The organism is Actinomycetota bacterium (assembly GCA_030018275.1).
Lineage (GTDB): Bacteria > Actinomycetota > Aquicultoria > Subteraquimicrobiales > Subteraquimicrobiaceae > Subteraquimicrobium.
Genome location: JASEGB010000001.1, coordinates 364 through 16,534, shown reverse-complemented (window position 1 = coordinate 16,534; position 16,171 = coordinate 364). Strand labels below are relative to the sequence as shown.

Genomic DNA, 16,171 nt, shown 5'->3' with positions numbered 1-16,171 from the left:
TCAGGGAGTTGAGGTAAAAGATGTATTTCCCAACTTATCGTCCCAGACGCTTAAGGAGGTTTGAGAACTTCAGGCGCCTCATCAGGGAGACTAAGATAAGCGTCGATGATCTCATCTACCCCCTTTTCGTCGTTCACGGCAAGGGAATTAAAAGAGAAATTTTAAGTATGCCCGGAAATTTCCACTGGTCCATCGATAGATTGAAAGACGAGGTTAGAGAAATAGAAGAGCTGGGCACCCCCGGCATTATCCTTTTTGGGATACCCAAGAAGAAGGATGAAGTAGCTTCCGAAGCTTATGCTGAAGATGGAATTATCCAGCAGTCGGTGCGAGCCATCAAAGAAGTTACATCAGATCTTCTGGTCATAACCGATGTTTGTCTTTGCGAATATACAAGCCATGGACACTGTGGAATGGTAAAAGATGGGGAAATCGTGAATGATTTAACTTTAGAGTTGCTAGCCAAGACCGCTTTATCCCATGTGGAAGCGGGTGCGGATATGGTTGCCCCCTCGGATATGATGGACGGACGCGTATCCGCCATTAGAAATACATTGGATGAAAATGGCTACGAAAATGTACCCATTATGTCCTATGCTGCGAAATATGCATCGAGTTTTTATGGTCCCTTCCGAGAGGCGGTGGAGTCCGCTCCTCAATTTGGTGATCGAAGATCCTACCAGATGGATCCACCCAATGCCTTGGAAGCGCTTCGCGAGGTCATGCTGGATATCGAAGAAGGTGCTGATATCGTGATGGTTAAACCCGCCCTCGCGTATTTGGATATAATCTATAGAGTCAAACAGGAGTTCAATTATCCAGTGGCGGCTTATAATGTAAGTGGGGAGTATTCCATGGTCAAAGCCGCTGCCATGAAGGGTTGGGTGGACGAGAAGAGGATTGTCATGGAGATACTCACAGGGATCAAGAGAGCCGGCGCCGATATAATTTTGACTTACCATGCGAAGGATGTAGCCAGGTGGCTAAAATAAATACTGCTGCGCAGCCACTGAGGATGATCGCCTGGGAGGTAACAGGTGCCTGTAACTTAAAGTGTGTTCATTGCCGAGCTTCGGCTGTGGACAAACCCCTTCCCAATGAATTTTCCACTCAGGAAGCCCTCCGGTTCATCGATGAGATATGTGAATTCAGTCAACCAATTATCATTTTGACCGGCGGAGAGCCGCTACTCAGGGAGGACATTTTTGACATTGTTTGCCATGGTGTGCAGAAGGGTTTACGCATGGTGATGGGTACAAACGGTACCCTGATCACGAAGGATATCGCCAGAAGAATAAGGGAGTCCGGCATTCAAAGGGTCGCAATAAGCTTGGAGAGTTCCACTCCTGAAATACACGATGAGTTTCGCCGAGTGCCTGGATCCTTCGAAGCTGCCCTGGAGGGGATAGAGCATCTTAAGGAAGCGGAAGTGGATTTTCAAATCGCTCCCACGATCACCAAACGTAATCTGAATGATCTTGAGAATATCTTGAATCTTGCCGTGAAGTTGGGTGCCGTAGCACTTCATATTTTTTTACTGGTTCCCACGGGCAGGGGAAGGGAATTGGCGGAAGAGGAGATTCCTCCCAAGGATTATGAAAGGGTGCTCAACTGGCTCTACGAAAGACAGAAGAAGGTACCACTACATCTCAAAGCCACCTGTGCTCCTCACTACTACCGCATCATTCGGCAGAGGGCTCGGAAGGAAAAAGAAAAGGTAAGCTTCGAGACCCAAGGTCTTGAGGCCATGACCAGAGGTTGCCTGGGTGGAATCTCCTTCTGTTTCATTTCTCACCTGGGTAAAGTTCAGCCCTGCGGTTACCTGGAACTTGATTGTGGAAATGTTCGGGAAAGACCCTTTAAAGAAATCTGGTTTGAATCTCAAATCTTCAGGAATTTAAGGGATTTTCGGAAGCTCGAAGGGAAGTGTGGAATTTGCGAGTATAAGAGGATTTGTGGTGGATGCAGGGCCAGGGCTTATGCTTTAACCGGTGATTATCTGCAGGAGGAACCCTATTGCATTTACCAGCCTTCGGCTGCGAGTCAAAAGATTGGCGGAAAACGGGAGTAAAAGAACATGGACATGTCTAAATCACATGAGTTATTTTCCCGAGCTAAAGAATATATTCCGGGTGGAGTAAACAGTCCCGTTAGAGCCTTTAAGGCTGTGGGCATGGAGCCTCTCTTCATAACCAAGGGCAAAGGATCGAAAATCTACGATGTGGATGGAAATGAGTACATCGATTATGTCTGCTCTTGGGGTCCCCTCATCCTTGGTCACGCTCATCCCAAGGTAATCTCGGCGGTGAAAGATATTTTGGAGAATGGAACCAGCTTTGGTGCGTGCACCGAACTCGAGGTGGAACTGGCCAAGCAAATCATAGAAGCCGTTCCCTCCATCGAGCGGGTTCGAATGGTAAATTCGGGAACCGAAGCGACCATGAGTGCCATAAGACTCGCCCGGGGGTACACGGGGCGAGAAAAGGTCATCAAGTTCGAAGGCTGTTACCATGGACATGTTGACCATCTTTTGGTAAAAGCTGGTTCAGGTGTCGCCACCCTTGCCATCCCAGGTACACCTGGGGTTACCTCCAAGGTGGCTTTGGATACGATAGTTCTATCCTACAATGACTTAGAAAGCGTTGGGAGGATCGTCAGGGAGCAGCATGAGGAGATCGCTTGCATAATAGTGGAGCCCATAGCCGGTAATATGGGCGTGGTTCTTCCTCAACCCGGTTTCTTGGAGGGTTTGAGGAAAATTACTCGGGAATATGGGATAATTCTCATTTTTGACGAGGTAATCACGGGCTTTAGGGTTTCCTATGGCGGTGCTCAAGAGCTTTACAGTGTCATCCCTGATTTGACCTGTCTGGGCAAGATAATCGGGGGAGGCTTCCCGGTGGGTGCCTTTGGTGGAAGGCGAGAAATCATGGAATGTGTGGCTCCCGTGGGCTCGGTATATCAGGCTGGTACCCTTTCCGGGAATCCCATAGCCATGACCGCTGGACTTATGACGCTCAAAATACTTTCCGATGGCCAGATTTATCAGGACTTGGAGAGGAAGGGAGCCATGCTCTCCGAGGGCTTGCGGGAAAATGCCAGGGAATTGGGGATAAAAGCCCATTTCACGAGGGTTGGATCGCTTTTGTGCATGTTCTTCACGGATAAAGAGGTTTTAAACTTCGAGACCGCTGCCAGTTCGGATACTGAAAAATATGCCCGCTATTTCCGAGAGATGCTTAAGTCTGGCATCTATCTTGCACCCTCTCAGTTCGAAGCCTGCTTCATCTCCACGGCTCATACGGATGAAGACATCCAAAGAACCATAGAGGCTAACCGCGAGGCTCTAAAAAAGCTGAGGTAAGATGGTCTTGTCCGAGGTACTGATAGTAATACCCACTTATAACGAGTGCGAAAATATAGAAAAGCTGGTTAAGGCGATAATTGCGGTTGATGAAGATTTCAATATCTTATTTGTGGACGACGATTCCCCCGATGGTACGGGCGAAATCGCCTTTGTCTTGTCCGAGAAATTTCCACAGGTGCAAGTCCTTCGCCGGAGAGGGGAAAGGGGATATGGAGTCGCCTGCAAGGATGGATTTAATTATGGTCTGAAACGGGAGTTCAAATATATTTTTTCCATGGATGCTGACTTTTCACATGACCCGAAAGATATTCCCAGGCTACTTCGGAGAATGAAGAATTGCTCCATGGTCATTGGCTCTCGCTATGTGGATGGTGGGAAGATCGTAGCCGATTGGGGATTCTTTCGAAGATTGCTGAGTACGTGGGGAAATAGATTCGCTCGCTTTCTCTTAAGACTTCCTTTCAAGGACTGCACCAGTGGCTTTAGAGGATATCGCCGAGAGATTCTGAAAAGTCTGGAATTGGATACGATTACCTTAGATGGATACGCTTTTTTAATTGAGCTTCTCAATAGAGGTTATGAGAAGAGGTTTGCAATCGAGGAAATACCCATAACCTATGTAGACAGACAGAAAGGAAAATCCAAACTTTCAAGGAAGGTCATCCTGGAGGCACTAATTCTGGTGATAAGGTTGGGGTTAAAGAGGCTTTTTGGGAAATCAAGTCAAGCTGTACACACCCAACGTTGAGATTCGATCGTTTTCCTTTGAGAGGATCTTTTCCAGGTCGAGATCGAGAAGGGTACAAAAAGCTGCGATGTAGAACATGGCGTTTCCCAACTCCGCCTCCACTACCTCACGGCAATTGGGACACAAGTTCCCTTCTATATGTGTTTTTACATATTTTGAAACTTCGGAGAAGTTGACATTTGGGGGGACGGGTTGTTTTTCAGCTTTGATCTTTAAACACCCACAGTTGGTGACCGCTTTGGCCATAGCTCTGTTTACATGAGCACTGGCTTCTTGGAATTTGGACATTACATCAAGAATGCTTTTGTGTCTTACCAGATACTCGGAGACGGTGCGTTGAAATTTCTTACAGGAAGTTTGTGGTGGCATTATTCTTCTCTCCCCCTTATGGCGCTTAAAAATCATCCACATTATAATTTTTATGTAATTTGCTTGTCAAGGAAACCAAGGTTTTGGAGATTTTGACCCTCTCCTTCTACCTGTGCTAAGATTTGCACAGAGGGCAAATTGGAAGGTTTTTCAAGGAGGACAATTTGATCGCTCATTCAAGTTCACAAAAGATAGGAGTTGTTGACGATGCTCATTCGCATCATTCGTATCCTTTTCATCATCACAGGAGCTATTGCTGGTTATCAGTTGGTGAATGTGATCAAGGTACCCATCCCCGAGCTCATCGGAATCATATCATACATAATAATTGGTTCTGGGATCGGATATGTTTTGGGTGGAATCGCTGGCAGATGGCTGGTTAAAGCGATAAATTGGATTGAAGCCAATGTCCAGAAGATTCCCAGTTTGGATCTGATAATCGGTGCATTAGGTTTAATAGTTGGGCTGGTTCTGGCAACCCTAATTTCATGGCCTTTGAAGTATCTCCCATCGGAACTGAAATTATTGCACATCTTCTTAACCGTTCTGGTCTTCGTCGTCTTGGGCTATTTGGGGATACGCCTCTCACTCCGCAAAAAGGAGGATTTTCGAGGAGCGCTTCGGATCTTTTCCCAGGTTAAGATACCAAAGGCAACATATTTCCCCGAAGAAAAGATCTTGGATACCAGCGTCATCATCGATGGACGGATTGCCGATATTTGTGGGACCGGTTTCATTGAGGGGCGGCTAAATGTGCCTCGCTTCATATTGAAGGAGCTACAGAAGATTGCTGATTCTGAAGATAGCCTCAAGAGAAATCGGGGACGTAGGGGACTTGATATTTTAGGTGCACTTCAGCGGGAGCCAAGAGTGGAAATCCACATTTTGGAGCAGGACTACCCAGAACTTTTAGATGTCGATGCCAGGTTGGTTCGTCTTGCCAAGGAATTGGATGGTGTAATCCTCACCAACGATTACAATTTAAATAAAGTCGCTGAATTACAAGGGGTAAGGGTCCTTAACATCAATGAACTTGCAAATGCCCTTAAACCAGTGGTCTTACCGGGTGAAGAAATGAGCGTGCGTATTTTAAGGGAAGGGAAGGAAGCCGGACAGGGCGTTGGGTACCTGGATGATGGAACCATGGTCGTAGTGGATGGAGGGAAGAAGTTCGTTGGCGAGGATGTCGAGGTTTTGGTGACGAGTGTCCTTCAAACTCCGGCGGGGAGGATGATCTTCACCAAGCTCAAAGATGTGGAGGCCACCAGTGCTTAAGGTCATAAATGTTGCCGTGATCGCCGCTGCGGGGAGGGGGGAGAGGATGGGACTTGGGGGTGGTAAACAATATATTCTCCTGGGTGGCAAGCCAATTTTAGCCCATACCCTCCAGGTCTTTGAAGATTGTACCCCCATACATCAGGTCATAGTGGTGGCAAATCCCGAGGACATAGAATTTTGTCGGGACGAAATCATAGAAAAATACGGTCTCTCCAAGGTATTAGAGGTGGTTGCTGGGGGACCCAAAAGACAGGACTCCGTGTACAATGGTCTTCAAGCCCTGCCTAAAGGAACCACAACGGTGATGATCCATGATGGAGCGCGCCCCCTTGTAACCCCTCAAATCATAGAGAAGGCAATTTCCGCGTTAAAGGGTTGGGATGGTGTGGTGGTCGGAGTCCCCGCTACGGATACCATCAAAGAGGTGCAGGATGAAAGGATAGCCCGAACTCGTCCCCGAGCGAAACTTTGGTGTGCTCAAACTCCTCAGGTTTTTAAATTAAAGTCGCTATTCGAAGCCCACAAACAGGCGAAGTCCGATAATTTTTACGGTACTGATGATGCAATTCTCCTCGAGAGAATGGGGTACCGCATTAGAATGATCATGGGTTCTTACGAAAATATTAAAATAACAACCCCCGAAGATTTACTGATAGCCGAAGCTATCCTGAGGAAAAGACAAAATGAAAGTGAGGGGTGAGGGATAAGGGAGAAGTCTGGAGGGAGAAATCGATCTTGACTCTAGACTCATCCCTTTCCCCTTCAAAAGTGAGGGTTGGTATTGGCTTTGATGCTCATAAATTTACCTCTAACCGCCCCTTAGTTTTGGGAGGGGTGCACATCCCCTTTCCCTTGGGACTCGAAGGATATTCCGATGCCGATGTTGTTATCCATGCAATCATCGATGCCATCTTGGGAGCCATCTCCGAGGGAGATATGGGACTACATTTCCCGGATACGGAGGAGAGGTATAGGGATATCTCCAGCCTCACTCTGCTCTCTGAGGTCAAAAAAATCTTGACCGAACGAAGGTACAAAGTGGTTAATTTAGATGTGGTCGTGGCCCTCGAGGAGCCAAAAATTGCTCCCTTTCGCGATGAGATGAAGGGAAAGATCGCTCATACTTTGGATATAGAGAGGGATCGGGTAAACGTCAAAGCCACCACCACCGAAGGTTTGGGCTTTACCGGGCGCAGGGAAGGAATCGCCGCTTATGCCGTGGCCCTGGTGGAACAAATTTAAGTGCGGGGGTGTACGATGTTTGATGCTTTAAAAGGGGATGTTCAGGCGGCTCTTGATAGAGACCCCGCCGCCACGAGCGCCCTTGAGGTTATCCTGGCTTATCCGGGGTTTCATGCCATTTGTTTTCACCGCATAGCCCATTGGTTACATAGGAGGAGACTAAGATTGCTCGCTCGCCTACTCTCCCACATAAGTCGTTTTTTAACGGCCATTGAAATTCACCCCGGGGCGCAGATTGGGCGAGGATTTTTCATAGACCATGGCATGGGAGTGGTCATAGGAGAGACCACCGAGATTGGAGATAATGTCACCCTTTATCAAGGTGTAACTTTGGGGGGAACCGGAAAGGAAAGAGGGAAGCGTCACCCCACCATAGGTGATAACGTGGTCATCGCCGCCGGTGCAACCGTTCTGGGTGCCGTAAATGTGGGAGATAATTCTATTGTGGGAGCGGGAGCTGTGGTGATCCATCCAGTCCCTCCAAACTGCACCGTGGTAGGCGTTCCCGGTCGCATAGTCGTTCGGGAGGGGAAGAAGGTTCCCACCATCGATCTACACCATGAAAGGCTCCCAGATCCCGTGGCGGAGATGTTTAATGCCATTCACCGTCGTCTGGATAGACTAGAACACAAAATCGAAGAGGCAAGGAAGGATGAGCCTGAGGGTTTATAATACCTTGACCGGTAAAAAGGAAGAGCTTGTCCCTCGTGAAGAGGGCAAAATTGGGATGTACGTCTGCGGACCCACGGTTTATAACTACATCCACATCGGAAATGCGCGCTGCTATGTAGCCTTCGATGTGATAAGAAGGTATTTGAGGCATAAGGGATACGAGGTCATTTACGTCCAGAATATCACCGATATTGATGATAAAATCATCAACAAGGCCCGGGAGGAGAATACCACCGCCGAGGAGATATCAAGGAAGTATACACGGGCTTATCTCGATGACATGGAGAGTCTGGGTGTGGAGCCGATAGATGTTCAACCCAAAGCCACCGAGCATATACCGGAGATGCTGGAGATGATCGAAAAGCTCATACAAAAGGGATACGCCTATGTCGTTGATGGAGATGTCTTCTTTGAAGTCACCAAATTTGAAGATTACGGGAAGCTTTCTCACCGCACTCTGGAGGAGATGAGAGCTGGGGAACGGGTTGAAATCGATCCACGCAAACGTCATCCCATGGATTTCGCTCTCTGGAAAAAGGCTAAGCCCGGTGAACCTTCCTGGCCCAGTCCGTGGGGAGATGGGAGACCCGGTTGGCACATCGAGTGCTCAGCCATGTCCCTCAAATATCTGGGCATGGGCTTCGATATCCACGCGGGAGGTCAGGATTTAATCTTCCCTCACCACGAGAATGAAATCGCTCAATCCGAAGCCTATGCGGGTACAAAACCCTTTGTGAGACATTGGTTGCATAATGGATTTTTAAGCATCGAAAAGGAGAAGATGGCCAAGTCCTTGGGCAATGTGATACTGGTAAGGGAAATTTTGGAAAGGAAATACAATCCCAATGCACTACGTCTGCTTTTTCTTGAGCACCATTATAGGAGCCCAATCGATTTTACCTTCGATCGGCTTTCCGAGTCCACCGAGGCCTTTGAGAGGTTAGAGAATCTCCTCGGGGATATCGACGATGCCCTTGAGATGTGCTCGGTCTCATCGACATCGCAAATAAAGACCGGCGAAGATGTATCTCGAATTGTTTCCGAGACCAGGGCAAAATTCGAGGAGGCAATGGACGACGATTCTAACACCGCCGCGGCGTTGGCTATCTTATTCGAACTGGCAAAAGACGCCCATATCTTGCTGCAGAATTTCAAAGCCAATCCCAGCGTCGAAGCAAGGGATTTGCTGATCGAAATCAGAAAAATCTTCATCGAGCTCGGAGAGGTATTGGGATTGGAATTTGGTTTATCCATCGTCCAGGAATCGAATATTAAACTTCCCAGGATTCAAGAGTTGCTTAAGTTGCTCCCGGAGATGATGCTAAACGACCTCCTTGATCTCTACTTCGAACTATCCCAAGGGCCCGATACGAAAGAAACCAGGGCAGGATTGAAGGAGGATTTCACCAAAATCCTCAACACAATTTTGGATGTGCGAAAGCGAGCTCGAGAGAGAAAGGATTGGAAGACCGCGGATAACATTCGAGAGAGGTTAAATGGAATGGGCATAGAGGTACGCGACGTGGACACGCCCAAGGGATATAAATGGAAGTTCAGCTTTCAGAGAGTGATCGATATATATGAGCGAAGTCGTTGAGGGAAGAAATCCCGTTTTGTGAGTATTCCAATGTATGGGAAAATTTCCTCCCTCAATGTCGCCGTAGCCGGGGCTCTTTTGATGTACGAGGCCAGAAGACAAAGAATGAGCCATAAATGACATCTTTGTGAAGCAATTGGGTATATAAATTAGTAGACTAGTAGACGCGTCAACTCTCCAGGAATCTATTTGAGAGTGGCTAGTTAGCGGAAGACCAGGTTTCCTTGACGCTGTTAAGCACCTAATATATAATCGGTTTAGATTTCTTTTTTGCAAATTCATGGAAAGGGGGTCCCACATCTGTTTGGATTAACCTTCCTTGGAGGCGATGTAATTGCAAGCCCATCCGGGACATCATAAGCGTGATTCTTCGGTTTTTCAGGGCTTAGATGATTATGAACTCGTTATATCTGCTAGAGAGGGAAATGATTCGGCACTCGAATTTCTACTCGATAAATACAAAAACTTCGTTCGGATAAAGGCAAGGTCCTATTTCCTCATAGGCGCAGACAAAGAAGATTTAATTCAAGAAGGCATGATTGGATTATACAAAGCCATAAGAGATTTCCGTCCCGATAAGCAGTCCTCCTTTAGAGCCTTCGCTGAACTTTGTATCACCCGCCAAATGATTACGGCCATTAAAACGGCCACAAGACAGAAGCACATCCCATTGAATTCATACATCTCTCTAAATAAGCCCATGTATTACGAGGATGAATCGGATCGAACTTTGGTGGAAACCCTCTCTGGCTCCGAAGTAACCGACCCCGTGGAATTGGTGATCAGCGGCGAAGAACTCAAAAGTATCCGTTCTAGCTTCGGTGAGATATTAAGTGGCCTCGAAGCGGAAGTCTTGAGATTATATATTGATGGGAAATCCTATCAGGAAATCGCTGAGGAACTCGATAGACACGTAAAATCCATCGATAATGCCCTACAGCGTGTGAAGCGGAAAGTAGAACTACATTTAAGACGCAAAATAATGTAAAGTTACTATGTTATCTCTTCCTTCCAAGAATTCCTGAAACAAACTTCGAGTCAAGGCATTGACTCAAAGGATACCCCAATAGAAGAGGTAGATTCAACAAAGATAAAAGATTATTTTCTCTTAAACATCATCAAAAGAAATCCCATCGATTACATGAGAAAACCGAGACTGCCCTTACAGTTTCCCTATGTGCTTGAAGACCATCAAGTTAAAGCTCTTTTGCAGGTGGTAAATAAGGAAGCTTTATTCATCACTAAGGATGGAGAAAGGCTCAAAGAGAGAAACATCCACTTAATCGTGGCCAGAGACTTATTTTCACTACAGAGCTTATTGGGTCATCGGAATTTAGAGAGCACAATGATTTATGTTTACATGGTGGGAAGAAACCTAAAGGAAGCCCATTCTAAGTTCTCGCCCGTGGATAAATTGCTCTAGGTTGCACCAAATTGACCAACCGTCTAGTTTTAGGGTTTGCCTTAAGATAAGTCAAGTAGCAGCAGGCCATTTTAATAGCAAAGAGAGGATTTCTCCTCTGACCTCGCTTCTTTGCTTTCATTTTTGGCAACCAATAAAGCAATTTTATCATTGAAACGAACATGTGTTCGTAATAAACTGATACTGGTATTTGAAAGGCACCACGTATTGTGTTAGAATGTGGATGATCTACTACATATAGAATCTTGGTATAGGTGCAAAGATGGCGACCAAACAGACTAAGAAGAAGAAAGCCCGCTTTCAGAAGAGGGAAAGCATGGCGATAAGATTCAGAAAATCATGCAGGAAGCGGCTCATCCGGTCACAGCAAAAGAGCTTGTAGAGGCTCTTAAATCTGATTATCCTAGCAAGGATGGGAAAGCCTTGAACCATTTGGTTTGGGGAGTTCTGTGTTCTGATGGTTACCGCAAGAATCCTCGCTTTGAGAAGCAAGAGCGAGGCAAGTGGAGTCTTAAGAAAGTAAGTTAAGAATTGAACTAGGGAGTTAGCGGAATTACCAAGTAACGCTTTACTTGGTAAAAGGCTTTACTTGGTCAAAGATTTGCCTTTATGCTAAACTTAGAATAATTGCCGGCGTAGCTCAGTGGGAGAGCAGCTGATTTGTAATCAGCAGGTCACCCGTTCGAATCGGGTCGCCGGCTCCAAAGAATCGCAGCTAAAAGAGGGCGCTTTTGAGGCGGTTAGGCATTCTTCGGCTCTCTTAAGATAGTTTACGTATAAACTTCTCTCAATGCGTCTCGTCTTTAGCTTTGCCAACAGATGCCCCTTTTGATGAATAGATTTGAATGCCCTTTCTGACCTCCGATATTAGAGGTAAATTCTCCTTCTTTTTCAATTCAAGTTCGGTTAGGATATACGGCGCTAATCTGTTACCGTAAAGTATGAGACATTGGTTAGAAAGTTTGTCGATAAAAGGCTCTAGTTTGGTTTTATCTTGTTTGGATTTCACTAAAATAAATAAGTCGATATCACTGCTTATCTCCTCTCCTCCCGATGCAATGGATCCAAAGAGGATAACTTCCTTTACTAGCGTCTTGGGAATATTTTTAAGTATGGTCTTCTTTAGATGTTCGAGAGGAGTCTCAGCAATCTTTTTTACTATTTCAGAAAGTACCTGATAAGCATAACTTTCCCTATTTACTGCCCATACATTTGCATTTCCTATCCGCTCCATAGTGACTAAATTCAAAGCCCGGAGTTCTTTCATCAACCTATTGATAGTCATATGTGACACCTTAACAATGCTAGCAAGTTCGCCTTCGCTCATGGAAGCCTCCTGACCAAATAAGTATTTAGTGATTATCAGAAATTGTTCATTTTTAGGACCCCGAGAGCAAGGGAGGGGCAAATCCTCACTCCCAGGGTCCCTCTTAAAGCTCACAAGCTTTTCTAATTAATATGTTAGGCGAGCATCTTCCCAGGTAAATAGCACAATTGACTCATTTTTGATAGCCCAAATGGACTAGGCACGCGGGAGTGTGCCCTAGACATAAATAGAGTGATCTCGAATTATTAAGCGTGAATTATGTCTAGGCTATACGGGAGTCTATCCTCGTGGGGAGGTTAGAGGAAGGATAATTATTCTGCCAAGCCTTCACGTATGGCGATCACGGCTGCGGTTGTCCTGTCGTTGATGTGCAGTTTGCTGAAGATATTCCTCAGATGGTTCTTGACCGTTTTATCGCTGATGAAAAGCTCCTTGGCAATTTCTTTGTTGCTCATTCCCTGGGCGATGAGGCGAAGTATTTCTCTTTCCCGATTGCTTAAATTGCTGTAGAGATGTTCTGGTCCTTTCTTCTTTTTCCCCAAGCGAGCGAACTCGGCTAATATTTTGGATATCGTAGAGAAGCAAAGTGGCGCTTTGAAGCTCCATGCCCTCTCTTATTTTTTGGACGATTTTCGTTGAAAGATCCTCCAGACTCATCAGAGAACTTAAAGTTTGGCTGAATTGTTGGAGGAAATCCCTGTATCGAAGCTCGTGCCTGTAGACGATTTTATCGATTAGTTTTTGCACTCTATTTTTAACTGGTTGGAAACAGCACACAACAATGATAATGAAAATTGCGGTTATCAATGGGGAGGTGTATGGGGATGGGAACCGGGCGATTTTCCCAGCGGTTCGAGCGAAAAGGAGATAAGCGCTGGTGAATAGTCCCGCTAAGATTGAGTAGAGAAAAAAACACCTGATTACATTAACTATATTAAAAATCCGAGAAGTGACCGCGAGAATTATCAACAAGACTACGATTGCAAGAATTATCGACCAGCGAACCAAAGGTGGGAGACTGGAGAAAGCCTTGAAAAAACCGGTCAATGGCAATAATAGACTTATGGGTGTTCCCGCTGGGGCTCCTTTGTACTTCTCCCATAAGGCAATTTGAATGAGGGTGGCTTGTGTATCCCCTTTGCCTATAAGGGTAATCCCACAACTCCGATTGTCCTTTGCAAATGTTAGGAGATAACCTATTTCTCCCGCAGCGTCAATGGTTCCCGATTCTATCTCCTTCCAACCTAACTTTTTCATCTCGGAGGAGTAAAATTGGGAAACCTTCCCTATTTCTTCTCTGGCATAATATGCTATAAAAGTGTTTTTTTCTTGTTTTTCAGTATCGATATTCTCCCGGTAAAGTAAGCGCCTTGCTTCGGGGTATAATGCAATTTCAGGAACTTCTCTACCCTTTAATCCCTGGATCTTCTGATTGATGGCTTCTCGTATGCTCTCGAATAGATTTTCTGAAGGTGTAGTGGCTAAGGAACTTCCATTTGTACTCGCAAGGAGAAGAATTAGAACAATGATTAGAATTGAGAAGATGAGAAGGCATTTTCTTAACACATACATCCCACCAAAGCTTTGGAATAGCGAAAGAACCTTTCATAACAATCGGGAATCGGATTATTTTAACCATAGCACTTTTATACCTCTTTTTGTCATCCTTGTATATGCTCCATATGACTCATTTTTTATAGTTCAAATGGACTATTCAAAAGCATTTTACTCCTCGACTTTTTGATATAATTATCCACTCTACCTCACCGTTTTTGGTTTTGTTGAGATTGACATGGGATACAATTTAAAGTACTATCATTACTGCAAAAAGGGGATTCTCTTGTCTTTTAAAAAGAATTTTCAAGGGGTAGGGGGGGTTCCCGAGTGGACAAAGGGAGCAGACTGTAAATCTGCCGGCGCAGCCTTCAGAGGTTCGAATCCTCTCCCCCCCACCGTAAAAATTAGTGAAGAGGGATGAGTCAAAAGTCTCCCCACCGCTAATTGGTTGTTGGTAGGTTAGTTGTTGGTAGAAGATATTTAAAAGCGAACAACCGACAGCGAACAACAAAATATGAGTAAAATGCCGAGGTAGCTCAGTAGGTAGAGCACGTGCGTGGTAAGCACGAGGTCACGGGTTCAAATCCCGTCCTCGGCTCTTGTGCAAGCTTCAAATCTTGACTTTTGATTAAGAAAGAGTTTGACTACAGTAAAAGTCATCGGAAGCATGGCGGTGTAGCTCAGTGGTTAGAGCACACGGCTCATACCCGTGGAGTCGCAGGTTCGAATCCTGCCACCGCTACAGAATTAGCATTGAATGTTTCTCAAATCGAGGGAGAATATTACCAACGATCTGAGAACCTGCGACCAAGGGGGATATATTTTCTGGGGGAAGGATTTCCCCCAGAATCTATCGTATGGAAGGGTGGTATTGGCGGGAAACCGTGAGGTTTTCCGACCAAGGAGCGAAAGCGACGGAGCATGGTTCGAATCCTGCCACCGCTACCCTTATATACAGTTTATTAGTTGGGAGTGGGGAGTTGGTAGTTTGGGAACAATGAAAATATTAGCTCCCAACTACGAACTAATAACTACTTGTTAAATAGCATAACATCGTTTACTCAATCTTAGAGAATGTATGTAGCATAACATCGTTTACTTAAGGAAGATGATAATTAAATTCTTGAACGAGATCATCTTCCCAGTAGATTCCTCAATTTTTGCTCCTTGACATAGATAGTTGCAGTCACATATTGATGGAGAAGACTTGGTCTTAGCCGAAATTTCTCGGACAATACATTGAGCATTAGATCCCTTCTTATGAAGCGGATAAAGTGAATTTTCCCTTTCTTCGGTGTTTCTTTAGGAATGGAAATGCTGACTCCTAAAGAAAGTCTTTCTCCAAGTGTCTTGAAACTTCTCGATGAAGGGATTGCGCCAGGGTTCAGAGAAGGGAATGAAGATCACCTCGACGTCTAAAGAAAGGCAAAGCCTTATTATCAAACCGAAGCTTCTGGGATACCGGTTGGAACCCCGAAATGCCTGTTGATTATCGAGCTTTAGAGTTTTGGGAATTCCAAGTCTTTTCCAGGAGGAGATGAGACCTTCTGCTAGGGCGAAGTCATTTTTATTCAAGCAAGGATTCAAAGCAACCCTGTGACTTCCCACATCCATCACATTGAGGGAATAGAAGCGAGTGCCACCTGTAAGGTACCGGGGTCCTAAAAGATCCGCCTCCTGTAGTTCACCTGGAAGATAGAAACCTCTTCGGGATAGGGTTTTCCACTTCTTTCATAGGATTCCTTCTTCTTGGTCAAGTTGTGCCGGGAAAGAATGCGGTTTACTGTCCAAGGTTTGGGAATTTCTTCTAACCCCAGTTTCTTGAGTTCCCAAGCGATAGCTAAAGTTCCAATCTGAGCATATTTGGTCTGCTCGAGCTTCTTTCTCACAGCAACCACAAGCTGTTCAAGCTTCTCATCGGTTTTGTTGGCAACTTTCTTGGGAGCCCTAGATTTCCCCCCTATACCAGGTGTCGCCTCCTGAGTAGTAGCGATTGAGCCATTTAAATAGCCAAGGTTTCGATCGATTGAGTTCCTCGCATATGGGAGCAGGTGGTTCTCCTTGAAGATAACGGCAAATAGCTTCCTGGCGAATCTCTTCCTCATTATTCATTTGCTCAACCTCCATCCAAAGTGTTTGGAGATTGAGTTCTCAAAAGGGGAAGAGAAATCTTGTGACTACAACTATTCAGTTGTCAAAGGACAGTTAACGATGTCCTGCTACAAAACAGGGCTCTAAGAGTTAACGATGTGTTGCTATTTGCAAGTAAACGATGTCCTGCAACTTGTCAACTGCTGACTGAAAGAAGGAGGAGGCAATGGCAAAGAAGAAATTCGAAAGGGTAAAACCCCACATGAACGTGGGAACAATAGGTCACGTGGACCACGGCAAGACCATGCTCACCGCGGCCATCACCAAGTGTCTGAACTCCCGTGGACTCGAGGTTGAGCCCAGGAGCTTCGAGTCCATCGACAATGCCCCTGAGGAGAAGGAGAGGGGCATCACCATCTGCATCGCCCACGTGGAGTACCAGACAGAGAAGAGACACTACGCCCACGTGGTCGGCGTGACCCGGGCAGTCCACGTGGGCG

At 45.8% G+C, this 16,171-nt stretch carries 17 protein-coding genes, 4 tRNA genes and 1 pseudogene; 17 read left to right on the top strand and 5 right to left on the bottom strand.

The genetic code is table 11. The annotated features are described in order from the left end of the window. Positions 1-20: 20 nt before the first annotated feature. The 4 genes from hemB to QMD66_00100 are packed head-to-tail and all read left to right on the top strand — an operon-like array spanning position 21 to position 4,115. Positions 21-992 carry a porphobilinogen synthase gene (gene hemB, locus QMD66_00115; GenBank protein ID MDI6821279.1) on the top strand — a complete coding sequence of 324 codons (972 nt, stop codon included), beginning with the start codon at positions 21-23 and terminating at the stop codon, positions 990-992. Beyond that, a complete protein-coding gene (gene ahbD / locus QMD66_00110) occupies positions 989-2,071 on the top strand; it encodes a heme b synthase (protein MDI6821278.1) in 1,083 nt (360 codons plus the stop codon). Before hemB ends, ahbD begins: the two co-directional genes overlap by 4 nt. A 6-nt stretch (positions 2,072-2,077) precedes the next feature. Then, the gene (gene hemL / locus QMD66_00105) at positions 2,078-3,364 is read left to right on the top strand and encodes a glutamate-1-semialdehyde 2,1-aminomutase (protein MDI6821277.1); all 1,287 of its coding nucleotides are present in this window, start codon (positions 2,078-2,080) and stop codon (positions 3,362-3,364) included. Position 3,365: 1 nt separating this feature from the next. Beyond that, a complete protein-coding gene (locus tag QMD66_00100; GenBank protein ID MDI6821276.1) occupies positions 3,366-4,115 on the top strand; it encodes a polyprenol monophosphomannose synthase in 750 nt (249 codons plus the stop codon). Here the strand turns inward: QMD66_00100 and QMD66_00095 are convergent. Beyond that, on the bottom strand, positions 4,086-4,484 hold the full coding sequence (locus tag QMD66_00095) for a DUF1573 domain-containing protein (protein MDI6821275.1): 399 nt from the start codon (positions 4,482-4,484) through the stop codon (positions 4,086-4,088). The genes QMD66_00100 and QMD66_00095 overlap by 30 nt on opposite strands. Before the next feature lie 207 nt (positions 4,485-4,691). Between QMD66_00095 and QMD66_00090 the strand changes: the two genes are divergently transcribed. The 9 genes and pseudogenes from QMD66_00090 to QMD66_00050 all read left to right on the top strand — a co-directional run bounded on the left by QMD66_00090 (position 4,692) and on the right by QMD66_00050 (position 11,400). Further along, the gene (locus QMD66_00090; GenBank protein MDI6821274.1) at positions 4,692-5,759 is read left to right on the top strand and encodes a TRAM domain-containing protein; all 1,068 of its coding nucleotides are present in this window, start codon (positions 4,692-4,694) and stop codon (positions 5,757-5,759) included. Beyond that, positions 5,752-6,462 (top strand): 2-C-methyl-D-erythritol 4-phosphate cytidylyltransferase, encoded by a 711-nt coding sequence (ispD, locus tag QMD66_00085; protein MDI6821273.1) that lies wholly within the window; start codon positions 5,752-5,754, stop codon positions 6,460-6,462. The genes QMD66_00090 and ispD overlap by 8 nt, the downstream gene beginning before the upstream one ends. Before the next feature lie 68 nt (positions 6,463-6,530). Further along, a complete protein-coding gene (ispF, locus tag QMD66_00080) occupies positions 6,531-7,004 on the top strand; it encodes a 2-C-methyl-D-erythritol 2,4-cyclodiphosphate synthase (protein ID MDI6821272.1) in 474 nt (157 codons plus the stop codon). A gap of 15 nt (positions 7,005-7,019) precedes the next feature. Next, positions 7,020-7,676 carry a serine O-acetyltransferase gene (cysE, locus tag QMD66_00075; protein MDI6821271.1) on the top strand — a complete coding sequence of 219 codons (657 nt, stop codon included), beginning with the start codon at positions 7,020-7,022 and terminating at the stop codon, positions 7,674-7,676. Beyond that, on the top strand, positions 7,657-9,273 hold the full coding sequence (cysS, locus tag QMD66_00070; protein ID MDI6821270.1) for a cysteine--tRNA ligase: 1,617 nt from the start codon (positions 7,657-7,659) through the stop codon (positions 9,271-9,273). The genes cysE and cysS overlap by 20 nt, the downstream gene beginning before the upstream one ends. An 18-nt stretch (positions 9,274-9,291) precedes the next feature. Then, positions 9,292-9,393: pseudogene (locus QMD66_00065) on the top strand (23S rRNA (guanosine(2251)-2'-O)-methyltransferase RlmB). A gap of 214 nt (positions 9,394-9,607) precedes the next feature. Further along, a complete protein-coding gene (sigH, locus tag QMD66_00060; GenBank protein MDI6821269.1) occupies positions 9,608-10,261 on the top strand; it encodes an RNA polymerase sporulation sigma factor SigH in 654 nt (217 codons plus the stop codon). 153 nt (positions 10,262-10,414) lie between these two features. Then, a complete protein-coding gene (locus QMD66_00055) occupies positions 10,415-10,696 on the top strand; it encodes a hypothetical protein (protein ID MDI6821268.1) in 282 nt (93 codons plus the stop codon). 629 nt (positions 10,697-11,325) lie between these two features. Continuing rightward, positions 11,326-11,400: transfer RNA gene (locus QMD66_00050), tRNA-Thr, on the top strand. Between the two features lie 83 nt (positions 11,401-11,483). On the opposite strand, the gene QMD66_00045 is transcribed toward QMD66_00050, so the two are convergent. The 3 genes from QMD66_00045 to QMD66_00035 all read right to left on the bottom strand — a co-directional run bounded on the left by QMD66_00045 (position 11,484) and on the right by QMD66_00035 (position 13,589). Beyond that, on the bottom strand, positions 11,484-12,023 hold the full coding sequence (locus QMD66_00045) for a nucleotidyltransferase domain-containing protein (GenBank protein ID MDI6821267.1): 540 nt from the start codon (positions 12,021-12,023) through the stop codon (positions 11,484-11,486). 311 nt (positions 12,024-12,334) lie between these two features. After that, positions 12,335-12,478, bottom strand: a complete 144-nt coding sequence (locus tag QMD66_00040; GenBank protein ID MDI6821266.1) for a LuxR C-terminal-related transcriptional regulator — start codon at positions 12,476-12,478, stop codon at positions 12,335-12,337. Beyond that, on the bottom strand, positions 12,435-13,589 hold the full coding sequence (locus QMD66_00035; GenBank protein ID MDI6821265.1) for a hypothetical protein: 1,155 nt from the start codon (positions 13,587-13,589) through the stop codon (positions 12,435-12,437). Before QMD66_00035 ends, QMD66_00040 begins: the two co-directional genes overlap by 44 nt. 304 nt (positions 13,590-13,893) lie before the next feature. Here QMD66_00035 and QMD66_00030 point away from each other — a divergent pair. The 3 genes from QMD66_00030 to QMD66_00020 all read left to right on the top strand — a co-directional run bounded on the left by QMD66_00030 (position 13,894) and on the right by QMD66_00020 (position 14,322). After that, positions 13,894-13,975: transfer RNA gene (locus QMD66_00030), tRNA-Tyr, on the top strand. Between the two features lie 130 nt (positions 13,976-14,105). Then, a tRNA-Thr gene (locus tag QMD66_00025) sits at positions 14,106-14,178 on the top strand. A 71-nt stretch (positions 14,179-14,249) separates the two neighbouring features. Beyond that, positions 14,250-14,322 (top strand) — tRNA-Met (locus QMD66_00020). Between the two features lie 919 nt (positions 14,323-15,241). Here QMD66_00020 and QMD66_00015 read toward each other — a convergent pair. Continuing rightward, positions 15,242-15,685 (bottom strand): hypothetical protein, encoded by a 444-nt coding sequence (locus QMD66_00015; protein MDI6821264.1) that lies wholly within the window; start codon positions 15,683-15,685, stop codon positions 15,242-15,244. 212 nt (positions 15,686-15,897) lie between these two features. Between QMD66_00015 and QMD66_00010 the strand changes: the two genes are divergently transcribed. After that, positions 15,898-16,171: GTP-binding protein (locus QMD66_00010; GenBank protein ID MDI6821263.1), on the top strand; the 274-nt coding region annotated here is incomplete at its 3' end.